The sequence below is a fragment of the Salinisphaera hydrothermalis C41B8 genome (assembly GCF_000732535.1).
Lineage (GTDB): Bacteria > Pseudomonadota > Gammaproteobacteria > Nevskiales > Salinisphaeraceae > Salinisphaera > Salinisphaera hydrothermalis.
The window spans coordinates 18,338-43,963 of the sequence record NZ_APNK01000020.1; the positions used below are offsets into that span (position 1 = coordinate 18,338).

The 25,626-nt window shown below is 64.5% G+C and carries 22 protein-coding genes and 1 tRNA gene; 6 read left to right on the plus strand and 17 right to left on the minus strand.

Going from position 1 to position 25,626, the window contains the following annotated elements; all coding sequences use genetic code 11:
* The first annotated feature begins 16 nt into the window (after window positions 1–16).
* Window positions 17–286 carry a 30S ribosomal protein S20 gene (rpsT, locus tag C41B8_RS12585; RefSeq protein WP_037338727.1) on the plus strand — a complete coding sequence of 90 codons (270 nt, stop codon included), beginning with the start codon at window positions 17–19 and terminating at the stop codon, window positions 284–286.
* 272 nt (window positions 287–558) lie between these two features.
* Here the strand turns inward: rpsT and proB are convergent, their stop codons facing one another.
* The 4 genes from proB to rplU all read right to left on the minus strand — a co-directional run bounded on the left by proB (window position 559) and on the right by rplU (window position 3,467).
* Window positions 559–1,686: a glutamate 5-kinase gene (gene proB, locus C41B8_RS12590; protein ID WP_037338826.1), complete on the minus strand. Its 1,128-nt coding sequence runs from the start codon at window positions 1,684–1,686 to the stop codon at window positions 559–561.
* On the minus strand, window positions 1,673–2,740 hold the full coding sequence (gene cgtA, locus C41B8_RS12595; protein WP_037338729.1) for an Obg family GTPase CgtA: 1,068 nt from the start codon (window positions 2,738–2,740) through the stop codon (window positions 1,673–1,675). The genes proB and cgtA overlap by 14 nt, the downstream gene beginning before the upstream one ends.
* 108 nt (window positions 2,741–2,848) lie before the next feature.
* On the minus strand, window positions 2,849–3,112 hold the full coding sequence (gene rpmA, locus C41B8_RS12600) for a 50S ribosomal protein L27 (RefSeq protein WP_037338732.1): 264 nt from the start codon (window positions 3,110–3,112) through the stop codon (window positions 2,849–2,851).
* A gap of 40 nt (window positions 3,113–3,152) precedes the next feature.
* Entirely contained in the window at window positions 3,153–3,467 is a 315-nt protein-coding gene (rplU, locus tag C41B8_RS12605; protein ID WP_037338829.1) for a 50S ribosomal protein L21, read from the minus strand.
* A 161-nt stretch (window positions 3,468–3,628) separates the two neighbouring features.
* On the opposite strand from rplU, the gene C41B8_RS12610 reads away from it, so the two are divergent.
* Together C41B8_RS12610 and C41B8_RS12615 are read left to right on the plus strand one after the other, a co-directional pair.
* A complete protein-coding gene (locus C41B8_RS12610) occupies window positions 3,629–4,597 on the plus strand; it encodes a polyprenyl synthetase family protein (protein ID WP_037338735.1) in 969 nt (322 codons plus the stop codon).
* Between the two features lie 7 nt (window positions 4,598–4,604).
* A tRNA-Pro gene (locus C41B8_RS12615) sits at window positions 4,605–4,681 on the plus strand.
* A 127-nt stretch (window positions 4,682–4,808) separates the two neighbouring features.
* Here the strand turns inward: C41B8_RS12615 and C41B8_RS12620 are convergent.
* A complete protein-coding gene (locus C41B8_RS12620; RefSeq protein WP_037338737.1) occupies window positions 4,809–5,258 on the minus strand; it encodes a hemerythrin domain-containing protein in 450 nt (149 codons plus the stop codon).
* Between the two features lie 149 nt (window positions 5,259–5,407).
* Here C41B8_RS12620 and pilB point away from each other — a divergent pair, with 149 nt between their 5' ends.
* Window positions 5,408–7,138: a type IV-A pilus assembly ATPase PilB gene (pilB, locus tag C41B8_RS12625; RefSeq protein ID WP_051883479.1), complete on the plus strand. Its 1,731-nt coding sequence runs from the start codon at window positions 5,408–5,410 to the stop codon at window positions 7,136–7,138.
* A gap of 504 nt (window positions 7,139–7,642) precedes the next feature.
* Here the strand turns inward: pilB and clpA are convergent.
* The 5 genes from clpA to C41B8_RS12650 form a co-directional block, all read right to left on the minus strand.
* Window positions 7,643–9,910: an ATP-dependent Clp protease ATP-binding subunit ClpA gene (gene clpA / locus C41B8_RS12630; protein ID WP_037338739.1), complete on the minus strand. Its 2,268-nt coding sequence runs from the start codon at window positions 9,908–9,910 to the stop codon at window positions 7,643–7,645.
* Between the two features lie 60 nt (window positions 9,911–9,970).
* A complete protein-coding gene (clpS, locus tag C41B8_RS12635; RefSeq protein ID WP_037338742.1) occupies window positions 9,971–10,300 on the minus strand; it encodes an ATP-dependent Clp protease adapter ClpS in 330 nt (109 codons plus the stop codon).
* Between the two features lie 252 nt (window positions 10,301–10,552).
* On the minus strand, window positions 10,553–11,584 hold the full coding sequence (plsX, locus tag C41B8_RS12640; RefSeq protein WP_037338745.1) for a phosphate acyltransferase PlsX: 1,032 nt from the start codon (window positions 11,582–11,584) through the stop codon (window positions 10,553–10,555).
* A gap of 123 nt (window positions 11,585–11,707) precedes the next feature.
* Complete coding sequence (gene rpmF, locus C41B8_RS12645; protein WP_037338747.1) at window positions 11,708–11,893, minus strand: 50S ribosomal protein L32; 186 nt, start codon at window positions 11,891–11,893, stop codon at window positions 11,708–11,710.
* A 29-nt stretch (window positions 11,894–11,922) separates the two neighbouring features.
* Window positions 11,923–12,465, minus strand: coding sequence for a YceD family protein (locus C41B8_RS12650; protein ID WP_037338750.1), 543 nt, complete (start codon window positions 12,463–12,465; stop codon window positions 11,923–11,925).
* A gap of 125 nt (window positions 12,466–12,590) precedes the next feature.
* Between C41B8_RS12650 and C41B8_RS12655 the strand changes: the two genes are divergently transcribed.
* The gene (locus tag C41B8_RS12655; RefSeq protein ID WP_037338835.1) at window positions 12,591–13,181 is read left to right on the plus strand and encodes a Maf family protein; all 591 of its coding nucleotides are present in this window, start codon (window positions 12,591–12,593) and stop codon (window positions 13,179–13,181) included.
* 34 nt (window positions 13,182–13,215) lie between these two features.
* Here C41B8_RS12655 and C41B8_RS12660 read toward each other — a convergent pair whose 3' ends face one another.
* Together C41B8_RS12660 and C41B8_RS12665 are read right to left on the minus strand one after the other, a co-directional pair.
* Window positions 13,216–13,869 carry an HAD family hydrolase gene (locus tag C41B8_RS12660; protein ID WP_037338753.1) on the minus strand — a complete coding sequence of 218 codons (654 nt, stop codon included), beginning with the start codon at window positions 13,867–13,869 and terminating at the stop codon, window positions 13,216–13,218.
* On the minus strand, window positions 13,869–14,753 hold the full coding sequence (locus C41B8_RS12665) for an RluA family pseudouridine synthase (RefSeq protein WP_084188941.1): 885 nt from the start codon (window positions 14,751–14,753) through the stop codon (window positions 13,869–13,871). Before C41B8_RS12665 ends, C41B8_RS12660 begins: the two co-directional genes overlap by 1 nt.
* Window positions 14,754–15,124: 371 nt before the next feature.
* On the opposite strand from C41B8_RS12665, the gene C41B8_RS12670 reads away from it, so the two are divergent.
* Window positions 15,125–18,907: an Rne/Rng family ribonuclease gene (locus C41B8_RS12670; protein ID WP_051883481.1), complete on the plus strand. Its 3,783-nt coding sequence runs from the start codon at window positions 15,125–15,127 to the stop codon at window positions 18,905–18,907.
* A 56-nt stretch (window positions 18,908–18,963) separates the two neighbouring features.
* Here C41B8_RS12670 and C41B8_RS12675 read toward each other — a convergent pair whose 3' ends face one another.
* The 5 genes from C41B8_RS12675 to C41B8_RS12695 form a co-directional block, all read right to left on the minus strand.
* Window positions 18,964–19,470, minus strand: a complete 507-nt coding sequence (locus C41B8_RS12675) for a low molecular weight protein-tyrosine-phosphatase (RefSeq protein WP_037338756.1) — start codon at window positions 19,468–19,470, stop codon at window positions 18,964–18,966.
* Complete coding sequence (gene kdsB, locus C41B8_RS12680; protein WP_037338759.1) at window positions 19,467–20,210, minus strand: 3-deoxy-manno-octulosonate cytidylyltransferase; 744 nt, start codon at window positions 20,208–20,210, stop codon at window positions 19,467–19,469. Before kdsB ends, C41B8_RS12675 begins: the two co-directional genes overlap by 4 nt.
* 186 nt (window positions 20,211–20,396) lie before the next feature.
* Window positions 20,397–21,380, minus strand: coding sequence for a tetraacyldisaccharide 4'-kinase (gene lpxK / locus C41B8_RS12685; RefSeq protein WP_156962524.1), 984 nt, complete (start codon window positions 21,378–21,380; stop codon window positions 20,397–20,399).
* Complete coding sequence (msbA, locus tag C41B8_RS12690) at window positions 21,377–23,221, minus strand: lipid A export permease/ATP-binding protein MsbA (protein ID WP_232226066.1); 1,845 nt, start codon at window positions 23,219–23,221, stop codon at window positions 21,377–21,379. The genes lpxK and msbA overlap by 4 nt, the downstream gene beginning before the upstream one ends.
* 58 nt (window positions 23,222–23,279) lie before the next feature.
* Window positions 23,280–25,547, minus strand: a complete 2,268-nt coding sequence (locus C41B8_RS12695) for a DNA internalization-related competence protein ComEC/Rec2 (protein WP_084188938.1) — start codon at window positions 25,545–25,547, stop codon at window positions 23,280–23,282.
* Window positions 25,548–25,626: the final 79 nt, after the last annotated feature.

Here is a 25,626-nt window from a genome sequence, read left to right on the forward strand (position 1 = left end):
ATTTCAGGAGCTGTCCGTGGCGAATACTGCCCAAGCCCGCAAACGCGTCCGCCAGGCGACCGAACACCGTCAGCGCAACATGGCGCAGCGTTCGCTCGTGCGCACGCACATCAAGAAGGTGCAGAAAGCCATTGCGTCGAACGATCTGCCGGGCGCGCAGGAAGCTTTCAAGAACGCCGTCCCGGTCATTGACCGTATGGCCGGCAAGGGTCAGATCCATAGCAACAAGGCGGCCCGCCACAAATCGCGCCTGAACGCGCAGATCAAGGCGATGGCTCAGGCCTGAGCCCAGCGCCCGAATTGCTAGAAAAACCCGCCCGATACGGCGGGTTTTTTTATGCCTGAAGCGCGCCTTAGGGCCTGTCGTCATGAGAGACGCCGCCGCATGAGGCCCGCCCATCGTGTCAGGCGAGGCGCATGCCGCCGAGCGTGGCGGGCTCCACAGTCAAGGCATGCAACGCCGCCTGGCGCGTTGGGCGGGCATCACCCCGCAGGGCCCTTGCCCGTGAGGCGGTATATCTCATGACGACACGCCCTGGAGCCTATTCCAATAGGCTCTTAGACTGTGACCAGGTTATCCCGATGAATGAACTCCGGCTCGCGGTCGTACCCGAGGATCGCCGGAATCCGTTCGCTGGACTGCCCCATCAGCAAGCGGGCCTCGCGCGCGTCGTAATTGACGAGACCACGCGCGACCTCTTCGCCATCAGGCGAAATACAGGCCACAAGATCGCCGCGATGAAAATCACCCTCCACCGCGGTCACGCCGATCGGCAACAGGCTACGGCCGGCCTCGCGCAACACACGAGCCGCGCCCGCGTCGACCTGTAACCGCCCGCGCACCCGGCGCTGCCCGGCCAACCAGTTCTTGCGCGCGGCGCGGCGCCGTCCGGGCCGCGGCAACAATAACGTCCCCAGCGCTTCACCGGCCGCTACTCGCTCCAGAACACGCGGCGTACGGCCGTCCACGATCACCGTCAGGGCATCCGAATCGGCGGCTTGGCGCGCGGCGAGAATCTTGGTCTGCATGCCCCCGCGACCCAGCACCCCGCCACTGGCTCCGGCCATACGTAGCAGCTCCGGCGCATAAGCCTCGATCTCGGGCACGAGACTGGCTTCGGGATGCGTGCGCGGATCGGCATCGAAGACGCCGGCCTGGTCGGTCAGAATCACCAGACCATCGGCATCGATCAGGTTGACCACGAGTGCGGCGAGCGTGTCGTTGTCACCCACTCGAATCTCTTCCATCGCGATCGCGTCGTTTTCGTTCACGATGGGTACTACACCCAAGCCGAGCAACGTCATCAGCGTACGGCGGGCGTTGAGATAACGCCCGCGATGCGACACATCGTCGTGGGTCAGCAATACCTGGGCAACCCGGCGCTGAAATGCGGCAAACGCCTGCCCATAGGCTTCGACGAGGCCCGCCTGGCCCACCGAAGCCGCGGCCTGCAACTCATCGAGGCGCAACGGGCGGCTGCGCCAACCCAGACGGACCATGCCCTCGGCCACCGACCCCGAGGACACCAGCACGACCTCGTTGCCGCCGGCAGCCAGGGCGGCGATCTGACGCGCCCATTCCTCGAGCCGCGCGCGATCCAGACCCTGCCCGTCGGCCGTGAGCAGCGCGCTACCAATCTTGACCACCCAACGCCGCACGCCGGGCAGGCGCTCACGCGCGCTCATCGTCGGCCGCGTCCGTCGCATCCGAATCCGCGGCCGCCGCTTCGGCCGCAGCTGCATCCAGCGCTTCCATGGCCTCGTCGATCAACACCCGCAGCGTATCGGGGCGGATCGCCGAAATCGTATAGATTGGCGCCTGCCAATCGAGCTCGGTCACGATGCGTTCACGCAGCGCATCGACTGCCTCGGGTTCGAGCGCATCGACCTTGTTGAGCAGCAACCACCGCGGTCGCTTGGCGAGCTCCGGGTTGAAACGCTCGAGTTCGTCACTGATCGTGCGGATCTGCTCGACCGGGTCACGCCCCTCGATGTCGGCTGCGTCGACGACGTGGAACAACAGACGGGTCCGCTGTACGTGTCGCAGAAAACGATGCCCCAGCCCGACGCCTTCGGCCGCGCCTTCGATCAACCCCGGCAAATCCACCAGCGTGAAGCTTTTCAGCGGCCCGGCACTGACCACGCCGACCTGCGGCTGCAAGGTGGTGAACGGGTAATCGGCAATACGCGGACGCGCGGCCGATATGGACGACAATAACGTCGACTTGCCGGCATTCGGCAGGCCGACCAGCCCGACATCCGCCAGCAGCTTGAGCTCAAGACGCAGTTCGCGGATCTCGCCCGGGGTGCCGTCGGTCGTTTTGCGCGGCGCCTGATTGGTGCTCGATTTGAAACGCGCATTGCCCAGGCCATGGTAGCCGCCCTGCGCCACGCATAGCGTCTCGCCGTCATGGGTCAGATCGCCAATCAGCTCATCGGTTTCACGCGAGTAGCACAACGTACCTACCGGCACCGGCAGATAACGATCCTGCCCTTTCGCGCCCGTGCGGTTCTTGCCCGCGCCGTTGCCGCCGCGCTCGGCCTTGAACACGCGATTGATGCGATAGTCGTAGAGCGTATTCAGATTATGGTCGGCGATCAGATAAACGCTGCCGCCATCGCCACCGTCACCGCCATCGGGGCCGCCGTGGGGCACGTATTTTTCGCGCCGGAAGCTCAGGCAACCGTGGCCACCGTCGCCGGCCTCGACCCGAAGGTTGGCTTCATCAACGAATTTCATGCGATCCGCCCTCAGCGCGGGATGATGATCTACTGATCATGCAGTACGAGCAAACACAAAAAAGCCCCGCCGAAGCGAGGCTTTCGCGATCGAGCGATCGATCGCGTGTCAGTCGGCGGCCGGGACCACCGAGACGAACTTACGGTTGTTCGGCCCCTTGACGGCGAAGTCAACCTTACCGTCGACGCTCGCGTAGAGCGTGTAGTCTTTGCCGGTGCCCACATTCGAGCCGGCGTGGAAGCTGCTGCCACGCTGACGAACGATGATGTTGCCGGCCTTGACCTGCTGGCCGCCGAATTTCTTCACGCCGAGGCGTTTCGATTCGGAATCGCGACCGTTGCGGGTACTACCGCCTGCCTTTTTATGTGCCATGAGCTAGTGCCTCCCGTTCGAGGATTCGATGCCGCAGCGCTTAAGCGCCGGGGATCGAGGTGATCTTGAGCTGCGTATAATGCTGGCGGTGACCGTGCGTGCGACGATACTTCTTACGACGCTTGAACTTGATCACTTCCACTTTGTCGGCGCGACCGTGGCTCTGGACGTCGGCCGAAATGGCCTTGCCGTCGAGAACCGGCGTGCCGATCTGGACGTTATCGCCATCGGAGATCAACAACACGTCAGCCAGCTCGATCGTGCTGCCGGGCTCGGCATCGAGCTTCTCGACGCGCACCACGTCGCCTTCCGCGACCCTGTACTGTTTTCCGCCGGTACGGATTACCGCGTGCATGTCCACTCCAAACGCAGGTTGCGGGCGTGTTCGGCCCGTTCAAAGAGCGCGAATGATACGGCGTTGCACCGCGCGGGTCAACGCCTGCGTTTACCGACCCCGTTCTTGACAGATAGCGGCCGCAGCCCTAAGTTTGCCGCTGTTTTTGCGATCCCGGACAGATGAATATCCAGCCGCTGTTTCAGCCGGTCGAAGATGATATGCGCGCGGTCGACGCGCTGATCCGTAAGCGGCTGAGCTCCGACGTCGTCCTCATCAATACGCTGGGCGAATATATTATCGCCAGTGGCGGCAAGCGAATCCGCCCTGCCCTCGTCGTGCTCGCGGCGCGCGCGGCCGGTTATGAAGGCACCGCGCATCACTTGCTGGCGGTCATCATCGAATTCATTCATACCGCCACCCTGTTGCACGACGACGTCGTCGACGAGTCTACCCTGCGCCGCGGGCGCGAAACCGCGAACAGTGTCTGGGGTAACGACGCCAGCGTGCTGACCGGCGATTTCCTGTACTCGCGCGCGTTCCAATTGATGGTCGAACTGGATTCGTTCGAGGTCATGAAAGTTCTCGCCGACGCGACCAACCGGATCGCCGAGGGCGAAGTCATGCAGTTGATGCATGCGCACGACCCCAATCTGAGCGAGCGGGATTACCTGGAAGTCGTGGATCGCAAGACCGCCAGCCTGTTCGCCGCTGGCTGTCGCCTCGGCGCGCTACTCGCCGGGCGCTCGCCGGAACACTGTCAGGCGATGGCCGATTTCGGCCGCAACCTGGGTGTCGCGTTCCAGGTCGTCGACGATGCGCTGGATTATGGTCACGGCGACGAAACCTACGGCAAGAACCTCGGCGACGATCTGGCCGAAGGCAAGACCACCCTGCCGCTGATCTGCGCGCTGGCGCGTACGCCGGAGGCCGAAGCGGCCCCGTTGCGCCAGGCAATTCGCGACGCTGACCTCGGTGCACTCAATTCTATTAAAAAAGCGATTGAATCCACCGATGCGATGACATACACTTTCGGCCGCGCCGACGAGGCAGCCGAGAAATCGATCGATTGTCTCGCTTCGTTCGAGTCGTCGCAGTTCAAGGACGCCTTGATTTCGCTGGCCCGTTTCTCGGTTCAGCGTCGGTCCTGAAATACATCGGAGTATAGCTCAGCTTGGTAGAGCGCCACCTTCGGGAGGTGGAGGTCGTAGGTTCAAATCCTGCTACTCCGACCATTCTTATTCCCGCCTGATCGACCGACGATCATTCCCCTAAAGCGAGCCGCGTAGCCTTTTACAGGTCATCCTACGTTGCGCCCGGCGGGACACGGCGCCGTTACCGACGCCGCGCCGGCCCATGCCACTACGGCGAACCGCTGGCCTGTTCTTCCATCATCTGATCGTAGTCGTGCGCCAGTTGCGTCTTCTCGTCGTCGCCCAGTACGCGACCGGCGATCTGGAAGACCTCCTGCTCTTCTTCATCCAGATGATGAGTCACAAGGTGCTCGAGCTTCTTGGCCGAATTCAGCCAGGCCGGCGAACTGTAGTCCGTCGCCTCCAGCTCCTCGACCAGCTCGTCGATCTCGTGATGCTCCGCGACGCTATGACGCGCTTTCTCCTGCGTCATATCGTGCTCCATCAGCGGATTATAGAAATAACGCTCTTCCGCGTTCTCGTGATGCACCAGTTCGGCCTTGACCGCGGCAAACAAGCCTTCGCGCTTGTCGGTATCGCCGTGCGTATCGCTCAGCGCCGCCAGTAGCCGCCGCTGTTTGTCATGGCTTTCACGCAACGCCTCGAAAATCGTTTTCAACTCGGTCTCTCGACATGAATGACCCCTCGACGATAGTTCATGGCACCCCACAAGAAAACCGCCTACAATCGAGTGAGCGATTAATCAGGTGATGCGACGTACCGGGCGACCGTGCCATCATGCGGTCTCTTCCGGTACGCGCCGTAACTATGCCGACGACTCAACGTCCGACGCGCCAGCCGTCCCTCGGGGGCCTGGCACGACAACTCGTCGAAGACGGCCTCATCGAGTACGAGGAAGCGCTTCGTATCCAGGCCGAGGCGCAGCGCAACGACGAATCGTTCGTGGCGCGCGCGGTAGCCACCCGTGCCCTGAGCGCTGCCGTACTGGCCCGAGCGCTGGCGCGCGCCTTCTCCATGCCGTTGCTGGACCTGCGCGCGGTGAATCTCGATCATGCACCGATCGACGCAGCGCCCGAGAGCCTGATTCGCAAACACGCCGCCCTACCGATCTTCCGGCGCGGACGCACGCTCTATCTGGCGGTTGCCGACCCCACGAATCTCCAGGCACTGGATGAATTCCGGTTCAATACCGGCCAGCAGATCGAAGCGGTTCTGGTCGAGCAGGACAAGCTCGAGCGCGCGATCGAGTCGAACTTCAACGCGCTCGACAGCGCGATGGCCGGCCTCGACGATGTCGCACTGGATAATCTTGCGGTCGAGCAGGACAGCGGCGATACCGGCAGTACCGACGCGCTGAAGGCGGACGCGGACGATGCGCCGGTCGTGCGTTTCGTCAACAAAGTGTTGCTGGACGCGATCAACCGCGGCGCCTCCGATATTCATTTCGAGCCCTACGAACAGCGCTATCGCGTGCGTCTGCGCCAGGACGGTGTACTGCGCGAGGTGGCGTCGCCGCCGGCCGCCATTGGCATGCGCCTGTCTGCACGCCTGAAGGTGATGGCGCGCCTCGACCTGGCCGAGCGACGCATCCCGCAGGACGGCCGCATCAAGCTCAATCTGTCCAAAAATCGCGCGATCGACTTTCGTGTCTCGACTTGCCCGACGCTGCACGGCGAAAAGATCGTGCTGCGTATTCTCGATCCGGCCAGCGCGCAGATGGGCATCGAGGCGCTCGGCTACGAGGACGCTCAGCGCGAGATATTCGAGTCCACCATCCACAAGCCCTATGGCATGGTGCTGGTCACCGGGCCGACGGGTAGCGGCAAGACGGTCTCGCTTTATACCGCGCTCAATATCCTGAACACGGCCGATCGCAATATTTCGACCGCCGAGGATCCGGCCGAGATCAACCTGCCCGGCGTGAACCAGGTCAATGTCCAGCCGCGCGTCGGCCTGACGTTCGCGACCTGCCTGCGCGCGTTCCTGCGCCAGGATCCGGACGTCATCATGGTGGGCGAGATCCGCGACCTGGAAACGGCCGAGATCGCGATCAAGGCGGCCCAGACCGGCCACATGGTGCTGTCCACGGTGCACACCAACGATGCGCCGCAGACGCTGACCCGCCTCATCAACATGGGCGTGCCGGCCTACAACATCGCGGCGTCGGTGACGCTGATCATCGCCCAGCGGCTCGCGCGCCGACTTTGCCCGCATTGCAAGAGCGCCGCCGAGATCCCGCGCGACGCCATGATCGAGGAAGGTTTCGGCGCCGACGAAATCGACCACCTCAAGATCTACGAAGCCGACCTCAAGGGCTGCGACCATTGCACCGGCGGCTATCGCGGGCGCGTGGGCATCTACCAGGTGATGCCGGTTACGGATGCCATCGGCCAGATCATCATGTCCGGCGGCAATGCCGACGATATCGAGCGACAGGCCGCATCGGAGGGCGTGCTCAATCTGCGCCAGGCCGGGCTCAACAAGGTGCGCACCGGCGTGATCAGTCTGGCCGAACTCAATCGCGTCACGGTGGAATAAGACTCAAAAGCGCTTTCCGGCCTGGCCAACCCCGGGGTCAGCCCGGTAATCGCCTGCGCCGCAGATCCGACGGACCACGTCGCCGCGCACGCGCGACTGATAGCCGCGGTGCCGGCCTGCCAGCCGCTGTGTTGGTGAGTATGGCGTGAATCGCATCCATTGCGAGGGTTGGCGCGCCTTCATCAAGCGCGGCGTCCCAGCGCATCGAATGCGGGCTCACGAATCTCGGAATATGCCCAATCCGCGCGCGCCGTGCCTATATTCAAATCCCGCTTGTGCGGCGACGGTACTGGCGGGCGTTGGGGCGCCGCCAGAGCGGCGCGTCATCGTTATTGACCGGGCGGGCCTTCCCTTCGCGAACACGATGCTTCTGAAGCGACAGGATGCGGAAGCCGGCATGACTTACTGATCCGCGACAAACAAAAAAGCCCGAGCGCTCGAGGCTCGGGCTTATCCAGACTGGCGGCCGGCACGCAGGCTGACCCGCGTGCCGGCATACCGGTTTCAGGCGTTTTCCGGCGTCTTCTCGTTGGAGGACACGTCCAGATCGAGCTTGCCGTCTTCCACGCGGACGACCACCCGTCCGCCATTGGCGAGTTCGCCGAACAACAGCTCCTCGGCCAGCGGCTTCTTGATGTTGTCCTGAATGACGCGACCCATCGGGCGCGCGCCCATCTGCTCGTCGTAGCCCCGCTCGGCCAGCCATGCCCGAGCTTCGGGCTCGACCACCAACTCCACGTGGCGCTCTTCGAGCTGGGCCTCGAGCTGCAGCACGAACTTGTCGACGACGCGCTCGATGACATCGCCCTTGAGCGGCGCAAACTGGATGATCGAATCCAGACGGTTGCGGAATTCCGGCGAAAATCCGCGGCGGATCGCCTCCATGCCGTCCGAGCTGTTGTCGGTCGGATTGAAGCCGATGCTGCGGCTCGCCATCGCCTCCGCGCCGGCGTTGGTCGTCATCACCAGAATCACGTTGCGGAAGTCCGCCTGGCGCCCGTTGTTGTCGGTCAACGTGCCGTGGTCCATCACCTGCAACAGCAGGTTATAGATGTCCGGATGCGCTTTTTCGATCTCGTCGAGCAGGATGACCGAATGCGGCTGCTTGTTCACCGCCTCGGTCAGCAAGCCGCCCTGATCGTAGCCAACATAACCCGGAGGCGCGCCGATCAGACGCGATACCGTATGCCGCTCCATGTACTCGGACATATCGAAGCGGATCAGATCCACGCCGAGATGCAACGCCAGCTGACGCGTCACCTCGGTCTTGCCCACACCGGTCGGGCCGGCGAACAGGAAGGAACCGATCGGCTTGTCGCGATTGTCGAGCCCGGAACGCGACATCTTGATGGCGCTGGCGAGCGAGTCCACGGCCTCGTCCTGGCCGAAGATGACCAGTTTGAGATCGCGATCGAGCGTACTGAGCACGGCCCGGTCGTCGCGCGAGACGGTCTTAGACGGAATCCGCGCAATCCGGGACACCATTTCCTCAATGTCACGTACCTGCACCGTCTTGCGGCGTTTGGTCGACGGCCGCAGGCGCAGACGCGCGCCGGCTTCGTCGATCAGATCGATCGCCTTGTCGGGCAGATGCCGGTCATTGATATGACGCGCCGACAACTCCGCCGCCGCTTCCAGCGCCGGGTTGGTGAAGCGCACCTGATGGTGCTCCTCGAAGCGGGTCTTGAGCCCTTTGAGGATCTGCACCGTATCGGCCACGCTCGGCTCCGGCACGTCCACCTTCTGGAAGCGACGCGCGAGCGCCCGATCCTTCTCGAAGATATTGCGAAATTCCTGATACGTGGTCGCGCCCATGCAGCGCAGCTCGCCCGACGCCAGCTTGGGCTTGAGCAGATTCGAGGCATCCATGACGCCACCCGAAGCCGCGCCGGCGCCGATCACCGTATGGATTTCGTCGATGAACAGGACCGCGCCCTTCTGCTTGGCCAGTTCGGCCAGCACGCCTTTCAGACGCTTTTCGAAGTCGCCGCGATATTTGGTCCCGGCAATGAGCGCGCCCAGGTCAAGCGCATAGATGACGCTCTTGGAGAGGATGTCGGGCACCCGGCCTTCGATGATCATCCGGGCGAGACCTTCGGCGATCGCCGTCTTGCCGACGCCGGCCTCGCCGACCAGCAGCGGGTTGTTCTTGCGCCGCCGGCACAACGTCTGGATCACGCGTTCGAGCTCGTGCTCGCGCCCGATCAGCGGGTCGACATCCCCCTCGGCCGCCTTGCGGTTGAGGTTGGTCGCATACTGCTCGAGCGGCGACGCGTTCGACTCGCCGTTCTCGTCGGTCTGGGCCTGGCCTGCGCTGCCGGCGTCGCCGGACTCCTCGCCCGACTTGTTCACACCGTGCGATACGAAGTTGACCACGTCCAGGCGCGTGACGTCCTGCTCGCCGAGCAGATAGACGGCATGCGACTCCTGCTCGGAGAAAATCGCGATCAACACGTTGACCGCCGTCACTTCCTTCTTGCCGGACGACTGCACGTGGTACACCGCGCGCTGCAGCACGCGCTGGAAACCCAGGGTCGGCTGAACCTCATGGTCCTCACCGGCCGGCACGACCGGCACATGCGTGTCGATGTAGTTTTTGAGTTCACGCTCGAGACGTTGGATGTCGGTGTTCACGGCCTCGAGCACTTCGATCACTGCCGGATTGTCCAGCAGCGACATCAGCAAATGCTCAACGGTGAGCATTTCGTGATGCTGACGACGCGCGACCATGAAGGCGGCGTCGAGTGCAGTCTGCAGTTCTTGGCTGAGCATTTTGCGTCCCCGAACTTGGCGTTCGATTTAAACCTGCGGCGCGACGTATCGGCCGTCCTATCAGGCCTCTTCCATAGTACACAACAGTGGGTGCTGGTGTGCGCGAGCGTGGTCGTTAACCATTTGCACCTTAGTCTCGGCAATCTGGGCGGTATAAGTGCCGGCCACGGCTTTGCCCCGTGTATGAACGGTCAGCATGATCTGTACCGCTTTGTCGCGGTCGTGGGTGAAATAAGTCATCAACACTTCCACGACGAACTCCATCGGCGTGTAGTCGTCGTTGTGCATCACCACTTTATATAGCGGTGGCTTCTTGGTCTTGGGCTTGTCGGGCGCGACCGCGGTACCGCCTTCGTCGCGCCCGATTTTCGGTCTGTCGGTATCAGTCATGTCGACCCCTGGTTTCATCCGGCACGAGCGTGAGCTCACGGACACACGCGCGGCACCAGTTGAACGATAGAGAGTTGGACGGCGGTACGACCACAGACGGCCGACGGCGAGAAGCGCCGGCCGAGCGACCCATGATCGGTACGATTATGCGATCCGCAACCATCAACGGCTACAGATATAGGGGCAGGAAAGCGGCGAATCAATCGCCACACGGCGAATCGTCCATGGCACCCGATTCGAGCGCGATCGCGTCTATTCGCCGAGGTTATGCGCCAGTTGTTCGCGGATACGGCGCGGCACGCTCTGCGCCACTTCCAGGCGCGCCACACCGATGGCACTGGCAAAGGCAGTGGCGTCGGCATCGCCGTGGGACTTGACCACGGTACCCTGCAAGCCGACCAGCGTGGCACCGTTGTACTGGCGCGGGTCGACACGGTCGCGGAAGGCCCGTAGCACGGGCATGGCGAGCACTGCCGATGCCTTGGTCAGCCAGTTGCGCGCGAACTCCTCGCGCAGATATTGGGCGATGAGCTTGCCGAGCCCTTCGCTGGTCTTGAGTGCGACGTTGCCGACGAAGCCATCGCAGACAACGACATCGACATCACCGATATAGATATCGTCGCCTTCGACGAAACCGATGTAATTCAACCCGCTGGCCGCGAGCAGACGACCGGCGTCCTTGATTTGCTGGTTGCCCTTGATCTCCTCGGCGCCAATGTTAAGCAAGCCGACCCGTGGCTGCTCGATACCGTGCACCGCCTGGGCCAGCACGGCGCCCATCACCGCGAACTGGAATAACTGCTCGGGCGTGCTCTCGGCGCTCGCACCGAGATCGAGCATCAGGGTATGCCCGTCGCGCGACGGAATCGGCGAGATGATGGCCGGGCGGTCGATGCCCGACAATGTCTTGAGCACGAAGCGGGCGGTCGCCATGAGCGCGCCGGTGTTGCCGGCCGAGACACAAGCATCGGCCTCGCCGCTCTGCACCAGATTGACCGCCACGCGCATGGACGAGTCTTTTTTCTGACGCAAGGCGCGCGCCGGCGATTCGCACATATCGACGACCTCGCCGGCATGCACGACCTCCAGACGATCGAAAGCCCCGCTCGCGGTGGCACGTTTGCGGCGATCGGCAATCTGCGTTTCGAGCGAAGCCGAATCGCCCACCAATCGGAGCACGATATCTTCGTGCCGACGCAGGCTTTCGATGGCGGCATCGACGGCCACGGCACTACCGTGATCGCCGCTCATCGCATCGACGGCAATCCGGATCATGCCGGACATGCGACCGTCTCACGTGGCTGCACTCGCTTCATCCCCTCGCCCCTTGCGCAAAGCAATACAGCGCAGCGCCCGTCACCCGGACGCTGCGCTGTCGGCTCGATATGACGACGATGCGCGTGAAGCTTAGGCGTCGTCGCCGGTCTCGACCACGCGCCGGCCACGGTAGAAACCGTCGCGAGTCACGTGGTGACGACGATGCGTCTCGCCGGTGGTCTGATCGATCGACAGCGTCGGACGATTCATGCTTGCGTGCGTATTACGACGCTTGTCGCGCTTCGAGCGGGATTTACGGTTCTGTTGAACGGCCATAGCAGTGCCTTCGGGTTATCCAGATCGGTTTATCGCGACGCGTCGTCATCGCTCTTGAGCGATTTCAGTGCCGCGAACGGATTCGGTTTTTTCTCGGCCGGCGTCTCTTCCGGCGCTTGTTGCTCGGTGTCGTAGGCCGCCCGGCATTCCGGGCGATCGCATTGTACGGTCATCGGCAGCGCAAGCAGCAGCTCATCATCGATCAGCGCATGCACATCGAGCATGTCACCGTCGGTAAGAATCGGCTCCCACTCACGCGGCACGGCGGCCGCGGCTTCGTCGCTCGCTACCACGATACCCGCCACCCCGACGTCCATCGTCTCTTCGGTCGGCTGCAGACAAAGCTGGCAAGCCAGCATCAGGGTCGTCTGAACCCGACCGGTCAGGACCACGCGCCGCTGAACATCCTCATCCAGCTGCAGCGATACCTTTACCGGCACGCCCGAATCGGCGACCACGACTTCCTTGGTTCGAGGCAACGCCGACAACGTCAGATGACCGCCCAGATTCGCCTTGTCCAGCGCCCGGCGGCGGTAATCGATCTGCCGCGTCAATTGCTGCCCCGATGACATGGCGCGCGATAATAGGCGCCGGGCCGCCTCAAGTCAAAGCATTTCGCCGATCGAATGCCATGAAATTGGGCATCGCGCCGGCCTGGTTTAAGCTCGGCCGCAACCTTTATCTGCCGCCCAAGCCCATGACCACGCATCGCACGCCCGTGATTCTCGCTTCCAGCTCGGTCTGGCGCCGTCAACTACTGCGCCAGATCGGCCTGCACTTCGAAGCCACCTCGCCGGATATCGACGAAACCCCGCGGAACGGCGAAGCCAGCGATGCCCTGGCCTGCCGGCTGGCGCGCATGAAAGCCGAGAAAGTGGCCGCCGACTGGCCCGAGGCTGTGGTCATCGGCAGCGACCAGGTCGCCGATGTCGAAGGGCACATCCTGGGCAAACCCGGCACCGCCGCTCGCGCGCGCGAACAATTAAGGCTGCAGTCCGGCAAGAGCGTGGTCTTTCATACCGGCTTATGTGTCTGCGCCCCGGCTTTTGCCGAGCCGCGCATTCATCTGGAAACCGTAACCACCCGCTTTCGCGATCTGAATGACGACGAAATCGCCCGCTACGTGGCGGCCGAGGACGTCACGGGCACGGCCGGCAGCCTCAAGTCCGAAGGCTTGGGCATCACACTGGTCTCGGCGATCGAATCGAAGGATCCGAGCGCGCTGGTCGGTCTGCCGCTGATCGGGTTGCGCCGCCTGCTGGCCGACGCCGGCATCGCCCTGCCCTGATGGTCGCCGGGCCCGCGGGCCGCTGCCGAGCGGGTCAACCGGCGGCCAGCCAGGCCGGCAGGGCACGGACGTCGTCGACGACATCGATCGCGCCTGCGCGACGCAGCCGGATTTCATCGTGTACGCCACAGCGCACCGCCAGAGCATCGACCCCGGCGGCGCGCGCCATGACCATATCGTATTCGGTATCGCCGACCATGAGTGTCGCCCCCGGCTCGGTTGCCGTGCGCAACAGGATGTCGTCGATCATGTTCGGCGCCGGCTTGGGCACGGATTCGTCCGCGCAGCGCGTGATGCGGAACAATCCCTTGGAATCCGTCGCCCGCATGGCCCGATCCAGCCCGCGGCGGTTCTTGCCCGTCGCCACGGCCAGTTCGAAGCCCTGCTCACTGAGTTCCACGAGCGCATCACGCGCGCCCTCGAACAACCGCGGCGCGGCGCGCGGCCAGCCGCAGCGGCGCCGGTACCGGCTGATCCGATCGCGCACGCGCACCGGGTCCAGCTCGGGAAACAGGCGCGCGAGCACGTCCTGGATACCGAGGCCCACCAGTTCCCGCATCTGAGCCGGCGTGCGTTCGGGCAGCCCGGTATCCTGGATTGCCTGCTGGAGCGTACCGATCAGCTCGCCGGCGGAATCCATCAGCGTGCCGTCCCAATCAAAGATGATGAGCTCGTAATCGCGCGCCATTACGCCCGCTCCAGACGGTCGAACACCGCTGCGAGATCGTCCGCCAGGGGCGCGTTGAAATGATGCCGCCGCCCCCGGAATTCGAGCTGGACGGAGGCCGCGTGCAGGGCCAGCCGCGACAGGCCGCGTTCGCGCCACACGCTGGCTCGTGTGTTGGGGCCGTATTTGTCGTCCGCGGCCACGGGGTGGCCGCAGTGGGCGGCGTGCACGCGAATCTGGTGCGTACGCCCGGTGCGGATTTCCACGTCCATGCGGGTGGCATCGGCATAGAAATCCACCGGGGCGAACAGCGAAAGGCTGGCGCGCCCACCCTCCCGGTCCACGGTCACGACCCGCTCGCCCGCGCGCTCCACATCCCGTGACAAGGGCGCGTCGACCTCGATCGCCCCATGCGGCCAACGGCCTTCAACCAGAGCAACATAGCGCTTGGTCGCGGACGCGTCGTTGAGCCCGGCGCGCAGATCATCAAGCGCGGCCCGCGAGCGCGCCACCAGCAAGCAGCCGCTGGTCTGGCGATCGAGCCGATGCACGAGTTCGAAGTATTCGTCCGGACGCGATGCGCGCAGCACCTCGATCAGACCAAAGCGCAGCCCGCTCCCCGCGTGCACCGCCAGCCCCGCCGGCTTCGCGAACACCAGATAATCGGCCGTCTCGTCCACGATCGCGGCGTTGACCTTGGCCATCAGCGCGTCGGGCGGGCGCCCCGGGTCGGTTTTTGCCGGTTGCCGCACTGGGGGGATGCGCACGTCGTCGGATGCGGCGAGCCGGGTGCCGGGCTTGGCCCGCCCCTTGTTCACGCGCACTTCGCCGCTGCGAATGATTTTGTAAACGCGCGATTTCGGCACGTTCTTGAATTCACGCAGCAAAAAATTATCCAGGCGCATGCCGTCATCGTTGGCATGCACACGCACATGTCGTACTTGAGGCCGCTGCGATGTCAGATTACACTCCCAAGGTCGCGCATACCGCGGCACATCAAAGCCTGATGTTGCCAGCGAGCGCTGACCGACAGTTATTTCGAACACGCTGGTGCGTAACGTCTAAAAGCCTATCACGGCCCAGTCGCCCAGCGGTTCCCCAGTCTAGAGTTATCCATTCATTATTATGCGCTCCTGTCTGACCGCCGTAGTCCCCCTACTGCTCGCCGCGATGCTTGGCGAGTGCGCGGGGCGCACGTCGCGGTCGGCCACGTGGCAACGCGTCCATACGCGGGTTGCCCGGGTCGCCAGTCGAGCGCGCCACTGGATCCCATTCCATGAAACGTATTTTGGTCAATGCCACCCAGCCGGAAGAGCTGCGCGTGGCCATCGTCGATGGACAGAAACTGCATGACCTCGACATCGAGGTCGGCTCAAGAGAACAACGCAAGGCCAATGTCTATAAAGGGCGCGTAACCCGCGTCGAGCCGAGCCTGGAGGCCGCCTTCATCGACTATGGCGGCAACCGTCACGGTTTCCTGCCGCTCAAGGAAGTGGCCAAGTCCTACTACGAGAAGTCCGACGGTAAAGGGCAGAGCAACGGCAAGGCCACGCTGTCCGAAGGCCAGGAAGTTATCGTCCAAGTCGAAAAAGAAGAACGCGGCAACAAGGGCGCCGCACTCACGACTTACATCAGCCTCGCCGGGCGCTACCTCGTATTGATGCCCAACAACCCGCGGGCCGGCGGCGTGTCGCGTCGGATCGAGGGCGAAGAGCGCAACGAACTGCGTGAAGCGCTCAACGAAGTCCAGGTGCCCGAGGGCATGGGCGTGATCGTGCGCACCGCGGGCGTCGGCCGTTGCGCCGAGGAACTGCAGTGGGACCTGGATTATCTGGCCCAGGTCTGGAAGGCGATCAACGACGCCGCCAACGAGCGCAAGGCGCCGTTCCTGATCTATCAGGAATCCAACGTCATCATCCGCGCATTGCGCGACTACCTGCGCGACGACATCGGCGAAGTGCTGATCGACCAGCCCGAGGTCTATGACACCGGGCGCGAGTTCATGCAGCAGGTGATGCCGCACGCACTCAACAAGCTCAAGAAATATACCGACGACACCCCGCTATTCTCGCGCTTCCAGGTCGAGTCGCAGATCGAGTCGGCCTTCGAGCGCGAAGTCACCCTGCCCTCCGGCGGCTCGATCGTGATCGACCATACCGAGGCCATGACCTCGGTCGACATCAACTCCGCGCGTGCCACGAAAGGCGCGGGCATCGAGGAAACGGCGTTCAACACCAACGTCGAAGCCGCCGAGGAAATCGCCCGCCAGCTGCGTATCCGCGATCTCGGTGGCCTGGTTGTGATCGACTTCATCGACATGGAGAGCGCCAAGAACCAGCGCGAGGTGGAAAATCGCCTCAAGCAGGCGGCCAAGGCCGATCGCGCACGCGTTCAGATCGGCCGGATCTCGCGCTTTGGCCTGCTGGAAATGTCGCGCCAGCGGCTGAAGCCTTCCCTGTCCGAATATTCCAGCCAGGTCTGCCCGCGCTGCCTCGGACGCGGCTCGATCCGCAGCGTGGAATCGCTGTCGCTATCGATCCTGCGCCTGCTTGAAGAAGAAGCCATGAAGCCGGGCACGGGCCGCGTGATCGTGCAGCTGCCGATCCCGGTGGCGAGCTTCCTGCTCAACGAAAAACGCGCCGATCTCGCCGACGTGGAACAGCGCGCCAAGACGCGGATCACGCTCGTGCCCAACAACGAACTGGAAACGCCCCACTACGAGATCAAGCGCGTCCGCGGTGATCAACTCACCGAGGACGACAACAACGCCGCCAGCTACAAGATCGACACCCAGGTCGAGATCGAAAAGCCGGCAGAGCCCGATCACAAGGCCAGCACGCAGAAAGCCCGCGAGGAACCCGCCGTCAAGCGCGTGGCACGCCCCGATGCGCCAGTAATCGACCGCAGCAGTCAGCCGGAAGCCGAGGCCGCAGCAGCGGCGGCAGCGGCGCCGCCCCACCCGTCCGTCACCATGACGCCCTGGCAGCAGCTGTGGGACGCCCTGCGGCGTATCTTCGGCGGCGAGGCGGATCTTGGCCTGCCCGGGTCCGGCCCGGCCAGTCGCGAGGCCACCACCCAGAAGACCAACAACGACAAGCGTCGCCGCGCCGAAGGCAACGGTTCGAAATCGACCGATGACGAATCGGCGCGCGCCGATTCCGCGGACGGCGGCTCGAAGACCGAGGCACGCGGCGATAAATCCGACGGCAGCGACAACCGTGGCAACGGGCGCAACCGCAATCGCCGGCGCGGCGGGCGCAATCGCAATCGCGGCAGCCAGGCGAACGGCCAAACCAAGGCCCAAGCCGATAGCGACGGCCAGAAGCAGAAAAAGGACTCGGACTCCACTACGGAACAATCGTCGGCCGCGGATAAGAAGTCGGCCGATAAACCCGCCACGGATACGGCGCAGAGCAACCGCGACAAAGCCGCCGCGGCACGCAAGAGCGCTGACGAAGCACGCAGCAAGTCCAAAGACGATCGCGCCGCGCAGGCGCCTTCGAGCGGCGAGCGTACCGACGGCCCGGCGGCGCGCGCGCCGGAAGCCGCCGAGAACACGTCCGACGACGCGCAACGCAAGAACGACGAGTCATCGGCCAACGAAGACAACAGTGCCTCGGGCGAAGCCAAACGGGGGCGCCGTCGACGTCGCGGCGGCCGTGGACGGCGTGGCGGCCGCAAGCGCGGCGGCGCGGGCGAAAACGATGAGTCGCAATCGGCGTCCGGAGAGGACAACAGTACCAACGACTCGTCAGCACAGACGTCCGAAGACGATCGCGCCTCGGGCGAAAACGCAGCCCCGAGTCAGGGCGGCGCCGAATCCTCGGGTCGCGGCGATGAGAAAACCCGGTCCCAACCGGCCACGTCGAAGACCGACTCCAAGCCGGATGAGCCCGAGGCCGCCGGTACCGCCGAGAACCGCGATGACGCGCGGGCCGACGAGTCGAACGCGCAGACGGGCCAGAGCCGCAGCGAAGACTCGGACGACAATAGCAAGCACGGTGACGACAACAAGAACACCTCCAAGCGCAAGTCCAAATCGGAGTTGCCCGAGGTCGAGGACAAGCCCTGGTCAGCGGTGACCGCCAGCGAAAACGCCCGTAGCGCCAGCCAGGGCGACGATGGCGACACGGAGGGCAGTCCGAAGAAAAAGTCGTCTACGTCGAAGACGAGCAAACGCTCGAAGCAGGACAACAGCGACCGCAGCACGGCAAAAGACGATTCGAAGTCGAAAGCCGCGCCCGACCAGGCCGCCGATAACGCCGATACGACGGAAGCCGCGGCCAGCGATACGGACGCCGGCGATTCGAGCGAGGCCTCGTCCAGCGACAAGCCGCGCAAGACCAAGCCCAAGCGTCGTCGTTCCAACAGCAAAGCCAAGTCGGCCGATAAAGACGACGACAAGACCGCGGACCCGGCCATCGGCGAAGACACGTCGAAAACGGCTGAAACCGCGGAATCGTCGTCAAACCCCGCCCATGCGACGGATACCGCGGCTGACACGGTAGAACCGGCGAGCGAACCGGCTCAACCCGAGTCGGAAAAACCGACGCAGGCCGAGCGCAAGGCCGGCAACGCGTCGGAGGCACCGGCGACATCGCAGGTCGATGACAAGCGCGCGGCACCCGCCGAAAATCCGTCGAAGCCCGCCGAGGCCGAGTCGAGCGAAGCATCGGCTGACCCGATGACCGAATCGGAGTCCGCCGAAGTGACGCGTCCGGCCGCCGAAGCCGACACCGAGCTGAAGCAGGTCGAGACACAGGCCGCCGAGGCCACGTCTCAGTCCGAGACCCAGGACACGGTCGCTCCGCGCGACCCCGCGGCGGAGGAAACGGCGGCAGAAACCGAAGAACCGGTTGCCGAGGCGGTTCCGCGTGTCGAGGCGTCCGCAGTTCCCGTGGACGGCGCGGAGGCGCCCGCCGTGGAACACAAGCTCACGCAGGTCGAAACCCGGACCGACGATTCCGCCGCGGCGGAGACGAAAGGCGACGATGCGACGGCCGAGACGCAAGCCGCGGAAACCGAGACCGAAGCCGACCACCGCGACAAGTCGAGCTGATCGCGGCGTGTCCTACGCCCGGCCGGCCCTGAAACACGGGTCGGCCGGGGGCGGAATCAGGCTCGATCGAGACGCGCGCTGATGTCGGCCACGAGTCCGTCGATGCAGGTCTCGATCATATCGAGCACGCGGTCGAAGCCGTCGGCACCGCCGTAATACGGATCGCCCACAGGCTGGCCACGATGGGCCGGGCTGAAATCGCCGAGCAGGCAAATCTTGTTCAGTTGTTCGCGATCGCCCTCGGCCAGCGCCCGTAGATCGCCGAGATTGCCATCGTCCATGGCGATCACGTAATCGAAACGGGCGAGATCAGCCGCGCTCACCTGTCGCCCACGCAGGGCGCTCAAGTCGTAACCTCGTCCGGCCGCGGCCGCCAGCGCTCGCCGATCGGGCGGATCGCCGACATGCCACGGCCCGGTGCCGGCCGAATCCACAACCACCTGCCGAGCGATACCGGCTTGCTTCAGACGCTGGCGCATGATGCCTTCGGCCGTCGGCGAACGACAGATATTGCCGAGACAAACGAACAGCACCTGGATCGGAGCGTTAGCCGAGGTCGTCATAGGCGTTGCATCCTCTGTTCGACGAGTGCGAGATCGGCTTCCGTATCCACCCCCGGCCCCGGCAGGGCCACGGCATCGACAAGCGCGATCGGCAGGCCGATCTCGAACGCCCGCAGCTGTTCCAGCGATTCATGCTGTTCGAGAACGCCCGGCGCGGCTGCGGCGAACCTGCGCAGCGCTTCGACGCGATAGGCATAGATCCCGAGATGACGCCGCGCCGCACCTGCGAATGCTGCGTTGCCACTGTCGCGGTGGAAGGGAATCGGCGCCCGGCTGAAATACAGGGCCCGGCCGTTGGCCGCCACTACTTTCACGACGTTCGGGTTCAGGAACTCTTCTGCCGTTTCGATCGGCGTAGCAGCGGTGGCCATGGCCGCCCCGCGATCGTCGGCCAACGCCTGTGCGACCTGATCGATCAGCGCCGGCGGCATCATCGGCTCGTCGGCCTGTACGTTGACCACAATGGCGTCGGACGGCCATTGCGCGCCGGCCACGGCCTCCGCGATGCGATCGCTGCCACAGCTGTGATCGGCGCGCGTCATCACCGCACGAGCGCCGGCGCGCTCGACTGCCGCAGCGATCTCAGCCGAGTCCGTGGCCACGATAACCGAAGCCGCCGCACTCGCGGCGGCGGCCCGGCACACATGCTCGATCATCGGGCGGCCTGCGATCTCGCGCAGCACCTTGCCCGGCAAGCGTGTGCTGGCCAAGCGGGCGGGAATGACGACATGAAAACTCATTCGCTCTCCTGTTATTAATCCAGCATCAAAACAGCTGACTCCATCAGCTGTTTTAAACGCCATTGAAAACGCACGCCGGCGCATGTCCGTCGTTCATTTTCAATGGCTTCGCGGCCATCGGCCGCGGCGAGCATGCGTCCGCATACTCGCGTTATTAACCCGAAAATCATCTATTTGTATGCCGGGTTAATAATCAACGAGTCGCCGGAGCAGCGTGTCGAGCGCGTCTGCACAATTCGGCGACAAACAAGGGGTGACCGGAATCGCCCAGAGATTAAGTTGACGAAACGACAGACACTTCACGGCATCTTTTTCCGTCATCAGCACCGGGCGATCGTCGGCGAAGTCGAGATCGTCGGCGGCGTAACGATAATGATCCGGCGCCGCGTGCCGGATCACATCCAGGCCGACCGCCTCGAGCATGTCGAAGAAGCGCGCCGGCTCGCCGATCCCCGCCACCGCATGCACGCGCTGGCCCCGAAAGCCGTCCAGCGAGACGGTTCGGCCATCCGCCAGGCAACGCGCTTCGCCCGGTTCGAGCCAGAAATCTTGGCCGGGCCCCTGGACACATTCGAGATCGACCCGAGCCAGTCTTGCGAGCGGCTCGCGCAGCGGTCCGGCCGGCAGCAATCGCCGATTGCCGTAGCCCCGGCGCGCATCCACGACCGCGATCTCGGCGTCACGTTGCAGGCGATAGTGCTGTAACCCATCGTCGGCGATGATCAAATCCACGTCATGGTGATCGATCAGATACCGCGCCGCGGCCACACGATCCGGGGCAACAACCACGGCAACGCCGCTGCGTTGCGCGATCAGCACGGGCTCGTCGCCCGCCTGGGCGGCCGGGGTATCGGGTCGTACATCCAGCGGATAGGCCGCTGCCCGGCCGCCGTAGCCGCGCGAAACCACGCCGGGCCGCAGGCCAAGCGTACGCGCACGCTCGATCACGGCCAGCGTGAGTGGGGTCTTGCCGCTGCCGCCGACACTGATATTGCCGATCACCAGCACCGGGCGATCGACACGCTCGGACGACAGCCATCCGCGTCGATAGGCCCATCGACGCGCCGCGACGACGCCGCCATAAATTCCCGCTAGCGGCACGAGCGCCAGTATTGGACGACTGCCGTACCAGCGCCGCTGGATCGCGGCCGACAGCCCGACAGCGCTCACGCCCCGCCCGGGCTCGCGAACTGGATATCGTGCAGGCTGCGATAGTGGCCGCCGTGTGCCATCAACTCTGCATGGTTGCCCTGCTCGACGACCTGACCGTCATGCATCACCACAATGCGGTCGGCATCCTGGATGGTCGACAGACGGTGCGCGATCACCAGCGTCGTGCGATTGCGCATGAGATTGTCCAGGCCTTTCTGGATCGCTTTTTCGGATTCGGTATCGAGCGCCGACGTGGCCTCGTCCAGAATCAGGATCGGTGCGTCCTTGAGCAGCGCACGGGCAATGGCCACGCGCTGGCGCTGGCCGCCGGAGAGCATCAAACCGTTCTGCCCGACCTGCGTATCGTAGCCCTCCGGTAGCGCCTCGATGAAATCGGCCGCATAAGCGCGCCGTGCCGCGTCCTCGATCATTGGACGATCGGTATCGCCCAGTGCCCCGTAGGCAATGTTGCCGGCGATCGTGTCGTTGAACAGCACTACATTCTGGTCAACCAAACTGATCTGCCGACGCAAATCCATCAGCCGGTAATCGGCGACCGGCACATCGTCTAAGGTGATGCGCCCTTCCTGGACGTCATAGAAACGCGGCAACAGCGACAGCAGCGTCGATTTGCCGCTGCCCGAGCGGCCGACGAAGGCCACGGTCTGGCCTGGCTGCACATGAAAACTGATATGACGCAGCACGTCGTGATCGCCGCCGGGATAACGGAAGGAGACATCCTCGACGTCGATCTTGCCCCGGGCGCGCACCAGTGTCCGGGTGCCGTGATCGGGCTCGCCCGGCTCGTCGATCAGCTCGAAGATGGCCCCGGCGGCGGCCATCCCGGCCTGAATGGTGGCGTTCACACCGGTCAGCCGCTTGATCGGGCCCATCATGCCCATCATGGCACCGAAGAACGTTGCCAGATCGCCCGGCGTCATCACCCCGCCGCCGGTGTTGCGCACGGCCACCGAGACGACGAAGGCGATCGCGATCGCCGCGATGAACTGGATCACCGGCACGCTGGCCGCGCTGGTGGTGGCCTTGCGCATCGCCATGCGCCGGTTGAAGGCGTTGACGCGTTCGAAGGCATCCCGCTCATGATCCTCGCCGCCGAACACCTTCACCACGCGCTGACCGGTCAGCACCTCCTCGCTGATGTGTGTGATATCACCCATCGACTGCTGGATGGTCGCGCTATAGCGACGAAATCGCTTGGATACATGGTTCACGATCAGCGCGATGATCGGGCCGACCAGCAACGTAATCAGCGCCAGCGACCAGTTGACCCAGAACATCAGCAGCGTGAAGCCGACGATACGCAGCGTATCCTGGATCACGATCGTGATCGCGCTGGTGGCCGCGCCGGAGATCTGGCTCGTGTAGTAGGTGAGCATGGCCGTCGTGCGGCCGGTCGTATTGCGGTCGAAAAAACTGGCCGGCAGGCGCAGGAATTTTTCGAACACGTCGGAGCGCACGTTGTACACCACACGGTTGGCCACCCAGGCCATGCCGTAGTTCGACACGAACCCGGCGATGCCGCGCCCGATGAACAGGCCCAGCATGAAGATCGGAATCCAGCGGATCATCCATGGATCGCGATTCACGATGCTGCCGTCGAGCAGCGGCTTGAGAATATAGATCAGCGCCGTGTCGGCGCCGGCATAGATCGCCATCCCGAGACCCGCGAAGGTCAGCCAGTGCTTGTAGCGCCAGGTATAGCGCAGCAGCCGAGGATAGATTTCCCCGATCGGCATGTCGGTATGGATCTTCTTGCGCGGCAACTGGATTGCTCCCTGTCCCGGCGCCTCCGGCGACCGGCTGGCTCGGGCGAGCCGCACCGTAAGAGAGCTCGCCATGACCGTACACACGGCCCCTGCTGTGAAGACGCATGATAATCACGCGGTTGCCACGGGGCTACCCGCCCGGGCGCGGCTGCTGCCAGAAGCGCCGGTGACGATCACGCCAGCGCGCCACTCGCGGCTGGTGCGGCGCGGGCCAATCCACGAGCAACGCGCCCGCGGTCGCCGTATTGAACAACGGGATGTCTCGGGCGCGGTAACGTGCGACCACACTCGGACGCGGGAACCCCCAGCGGTTGTGCCAACCGGCCGAGACCAGCGCCACTTTGGGCGCCGCAGCCCCCAGCAATACGGCCGAGGACGAGGTCGCGCTACCGTGATGCGGCACCATCAGTACGTCGGACGCCAGCCGCCCGTTCGCATTGGCCACCAGCGCGCGCTCGCCGGGCGCCTCGATATCCCCCGTCAGAAGCGCGCTCGCCCCGGGCGCATGAATACGTAACACACAGGAATGCTCGTTGCTGTCGCCCGCCTGAGCGGCTTCGCCCGCGGTCGGATAAAGCACGTCGAAATCCACGCCGTCCCAGCGCCAGTGCTGACCGGCCCGACACGGCGCGCCGCTTTTCGCGCCGGTGCGCCGCGCGACCTCCGCCTGCGCCATGATTGCGGGCGCGCCGCCGATATGGTCCATATCGCCGTGGCTGATCATCAGTCGGTCGACGTGCAGCCGGCCCATGCGGCGCAGATACGGCACCACGATCATCGCGCCCGCGTCGAACCCGGTGCGATACGCCGGCCCCGCATCGAACACGAGCGTGTGATGGGCGGTACGCACCACGCTGGCCAAGCCTTGTCCGACATCGAGCATGGTCACCCGAAAATGGGGGCGCGCGATGGTCGTCTCGCCCGGCCGCCAGCCCAGTACGGCCGGCAGAACGAGTACCACGCCCAGCGCCCGAATCCGGATCGGCACGGGCACGGCGAGCAGCAGCAGGCCGACCATCGCGCAGCCGAGCGCGACCGCGCCCGGCAGCACATGATGAAACGAGGCCAGCGACCACTGCGCTGCCCATTCCAGACCGGGCCAGACGAGGGCCAGCCCGGCGGCGACCTTGGCCAGCAACCAACCGCCCGCCCCGGCCGGCCAGATCAATGCCGCCAACACCGCGGCCAGCACGCAGGGCACCACCACACCGGCAGCGGGAATCAGCACGGCGTTGATCAACGGCGCCACGAGCGAGGCCTGACCGAAGAACCAGAGCGTGAGCGGCATGAGTACGACGACCAGTCCGAGCTGGAAATACAGCGCCTTGCGCCACCACGCGCCATCCACGAGTGTAGCGATCCAGATCAGCCAGCCGACCGCGGCGAACGACAGCCAGAAGCCCGGCGCAATCACGGAGGCCGGGTGCCACAGCACCACGGCCAGCGCGGCCCAGGCCAGCGAACGCCCGGCGCCGATATCACGCTCGACGACGATGGCAGCAAAGAACGCCGCCGCCATGATCACCGCACGCTGAGTCGGCAGCGCCCACCCAGCCAGCGCTGCATAACCGAGCGCCCCCGCCATCGCCGCGATCGCGGCCACACGCCGTGCCTGGCGTGCCGCCGGTGTACGCAGGGCGAGCCATTGCACCAGGGCGAACAGCAGCCCTGCGATCAAACCGATATGCAGTCCGGAAATCGCCACCAGATGTGTGGTTCCCGTGGCCCGCAAGGTCGCCCACTGCGCATCGGTGATGTGTTGTCGTACACCGAGTGACAGCGCCTCGACCAGGCCGCGCATCGGGCGCTGCGCCAGTATCGGCGCCAGACGCTGCAACGCCTGATAGCGCAGTCGATCGATGCTCCAGCGCGGCGGTGCACGGCAGGGCTGGGAATCGCGCACGTAGCCGGTCGCGTCGATGCCCTGGCGCCATAGCCAGCCGGTGTAATCGAAGCCGCCGGGATTGGCGGAACCGTGCGGCGTCGACAGCTTGGCCTTGAGCTGCACACAATCGCCGGGCGCCAGCGTCGGCGCATCGCCGTACCACGACAGTCGCAGTCGCCGGCCGGTGGCATCCGACATCATTTCGAAGCGCGTGCGGTAAGGCCCGGTCTCGGGCAACCCGACGACAGCTCCGGAGACCGGTACGATTTTGCCGTCGGCCGCGACCGGCAGTCGATTCGCCATTTCGATACGGGCCTGGACCAGCGTCGCGGCGGCGACCATGCATACCACCGCGATCAGTGTCCGGCCGGGAAAACGAAACAGGCAGAACGCCAGTGGCAACAGCACCCATGCCGGGCTGGGCAACGCGGGCAGCTGATAGATCAGAGTGACCGCCAACACGCTCGCCACGGCGATCAATCGAATATCGCTAAGCGCGTGGCGAGCGATCATCCGCGCCGTGTCCCGTGCACTGTACGACGCTGGCCAACGATCGACGGCACCGGTCGGCTCATATCTCCCCCAAATGCGG

Bases quoted from the DNA above. Each gene is read 5' to 3' on its own strand.
- C41B8_RS12695 (WP_084188938.1), bottom strand. From the start codon at position 25,547: ATGATCGCTCGCCACGCGCTTAGCGATATTCGATTGATCGCCGTGGCG.
- kdsB (WP_037338759.1), bottom strand. From the start codon at position 20,210: ATGAGTTTTCATGTCGTCATTCCCGCCCGCTTGGCCAGCACACGCTTG.
- msbA (WP_232226066.1), bottom strand. From the start codon at position 23,221: ATGGCGAGCTCTCTTACGGTGCGGCTCGCCCGAGCCAGCCGGTCGCCG.
- rpmF (WP_037338747.1), bottom strand. From the start codon at position 11,893: ATGGCCGTTCAACAGAACCGTAAATCCCGCTCGAAGCGCGACAAGCGT.
- proB (WP_037338826.1), bottom strand. From the start codon at position 1,686: ATGAGCGCGCGTGAGCGCCTGCCCGGCGTGCGGCGTTGGGTGGTCAAG.
- cgtA (WP_037338729.1), bottom strand. From the start codon at position 2,740: ATGAAATTCGTTGATGAAGCCAACCTTCGGGTCGAGGCCGGCGACGGT.
- clpS (WP_037338742.1), bottom strand. From the start codon at position 10,300: ATGACTGATACCGACAGACCGAAAATCGGGCGCGACGAAGGCGGTACC.
- rpmA (WP_037338732.1), bottom strand. From the start codon at position 3,112: ATGGCACATAAAAAGGCAGGCGGTAGTACCCGCAACGGTCGCGATTCC.
- pilB (WP_051883479.1), top strand. From the start codon at position 5,408: ATGCCGACGACTCAACGTCCGACGCGCCAGCCGTCCCTCGGGGGCCTG.
- C41B8_RS12650 (WP_037338750.1), bottom strand. From the start codon at position 12,465: ATGTCATCGGGGCAGCAATTGACGCGGCAGATCGATTACCGCCGCCGG.
- C41B8_RS12665 (WP_084188941.1), bottom strand. From the start codon at position 14,753: ATGCGCCTGGATAATTTTTTGCTGCGTGAATTCAAGAACGTGCCGAAA.
- clpA (WP_037338739.1), bottom strand. From the start codon at position 9,910: ATGCTCAGCCAAGAACTGCAGACTGCACTCGACGCCGCCTTCATGGTC.
- C41B8_RS12675 (WP_037338756.1), bottom strand. From the start codon at position 19,470: ATGACGACCTCGGCTAACGCTCCGATCCAGGTGCTGTTCGTTTGTCTC.
- C41B8_RS12655 (WP_037338835.1), top strand. From the start codon at position 12,591: ATGACCACGCATCGCACGCCCGTGATTCTCGCTTCCAGCTCGGTCTGG.
- rplU (WP_037338829.1), bottom strand. From the start codon at position 3,467: ATGCACGCGGTAATCCGTACCGGCGGAAAACAGTACAGGGTCGCGGAA.
- C41B8_RS12660 (WP_037338753.1), bottom strand. From the start codon at position 13,869: ATGGCGCGCGATTACGAGCTCATCATCTTTGATTGGGACGGCACGCTG.
- C41B8_RS12610 (WP_037338735.1), top strand. From the start codon at position 3,629: ATGAATATCCAGCCGCTGTTTCAGCCGGTCGAAGATGATATGCGCGCG.
- plsX (WP_037338745.1), bottom strand. From the start codon at position 11,584: ATGTCCGGCATGATCCGGATTGCCGTCGATGCGATGAGCGGCGATCAC.
- C41B8_RS12670 (WP_051883481.1), top strand. From the start codon at position 15,125: ATGAAACGTATTTTGGTCAATGCCACCCAGCCGGAAGAGCTGCGCGTG.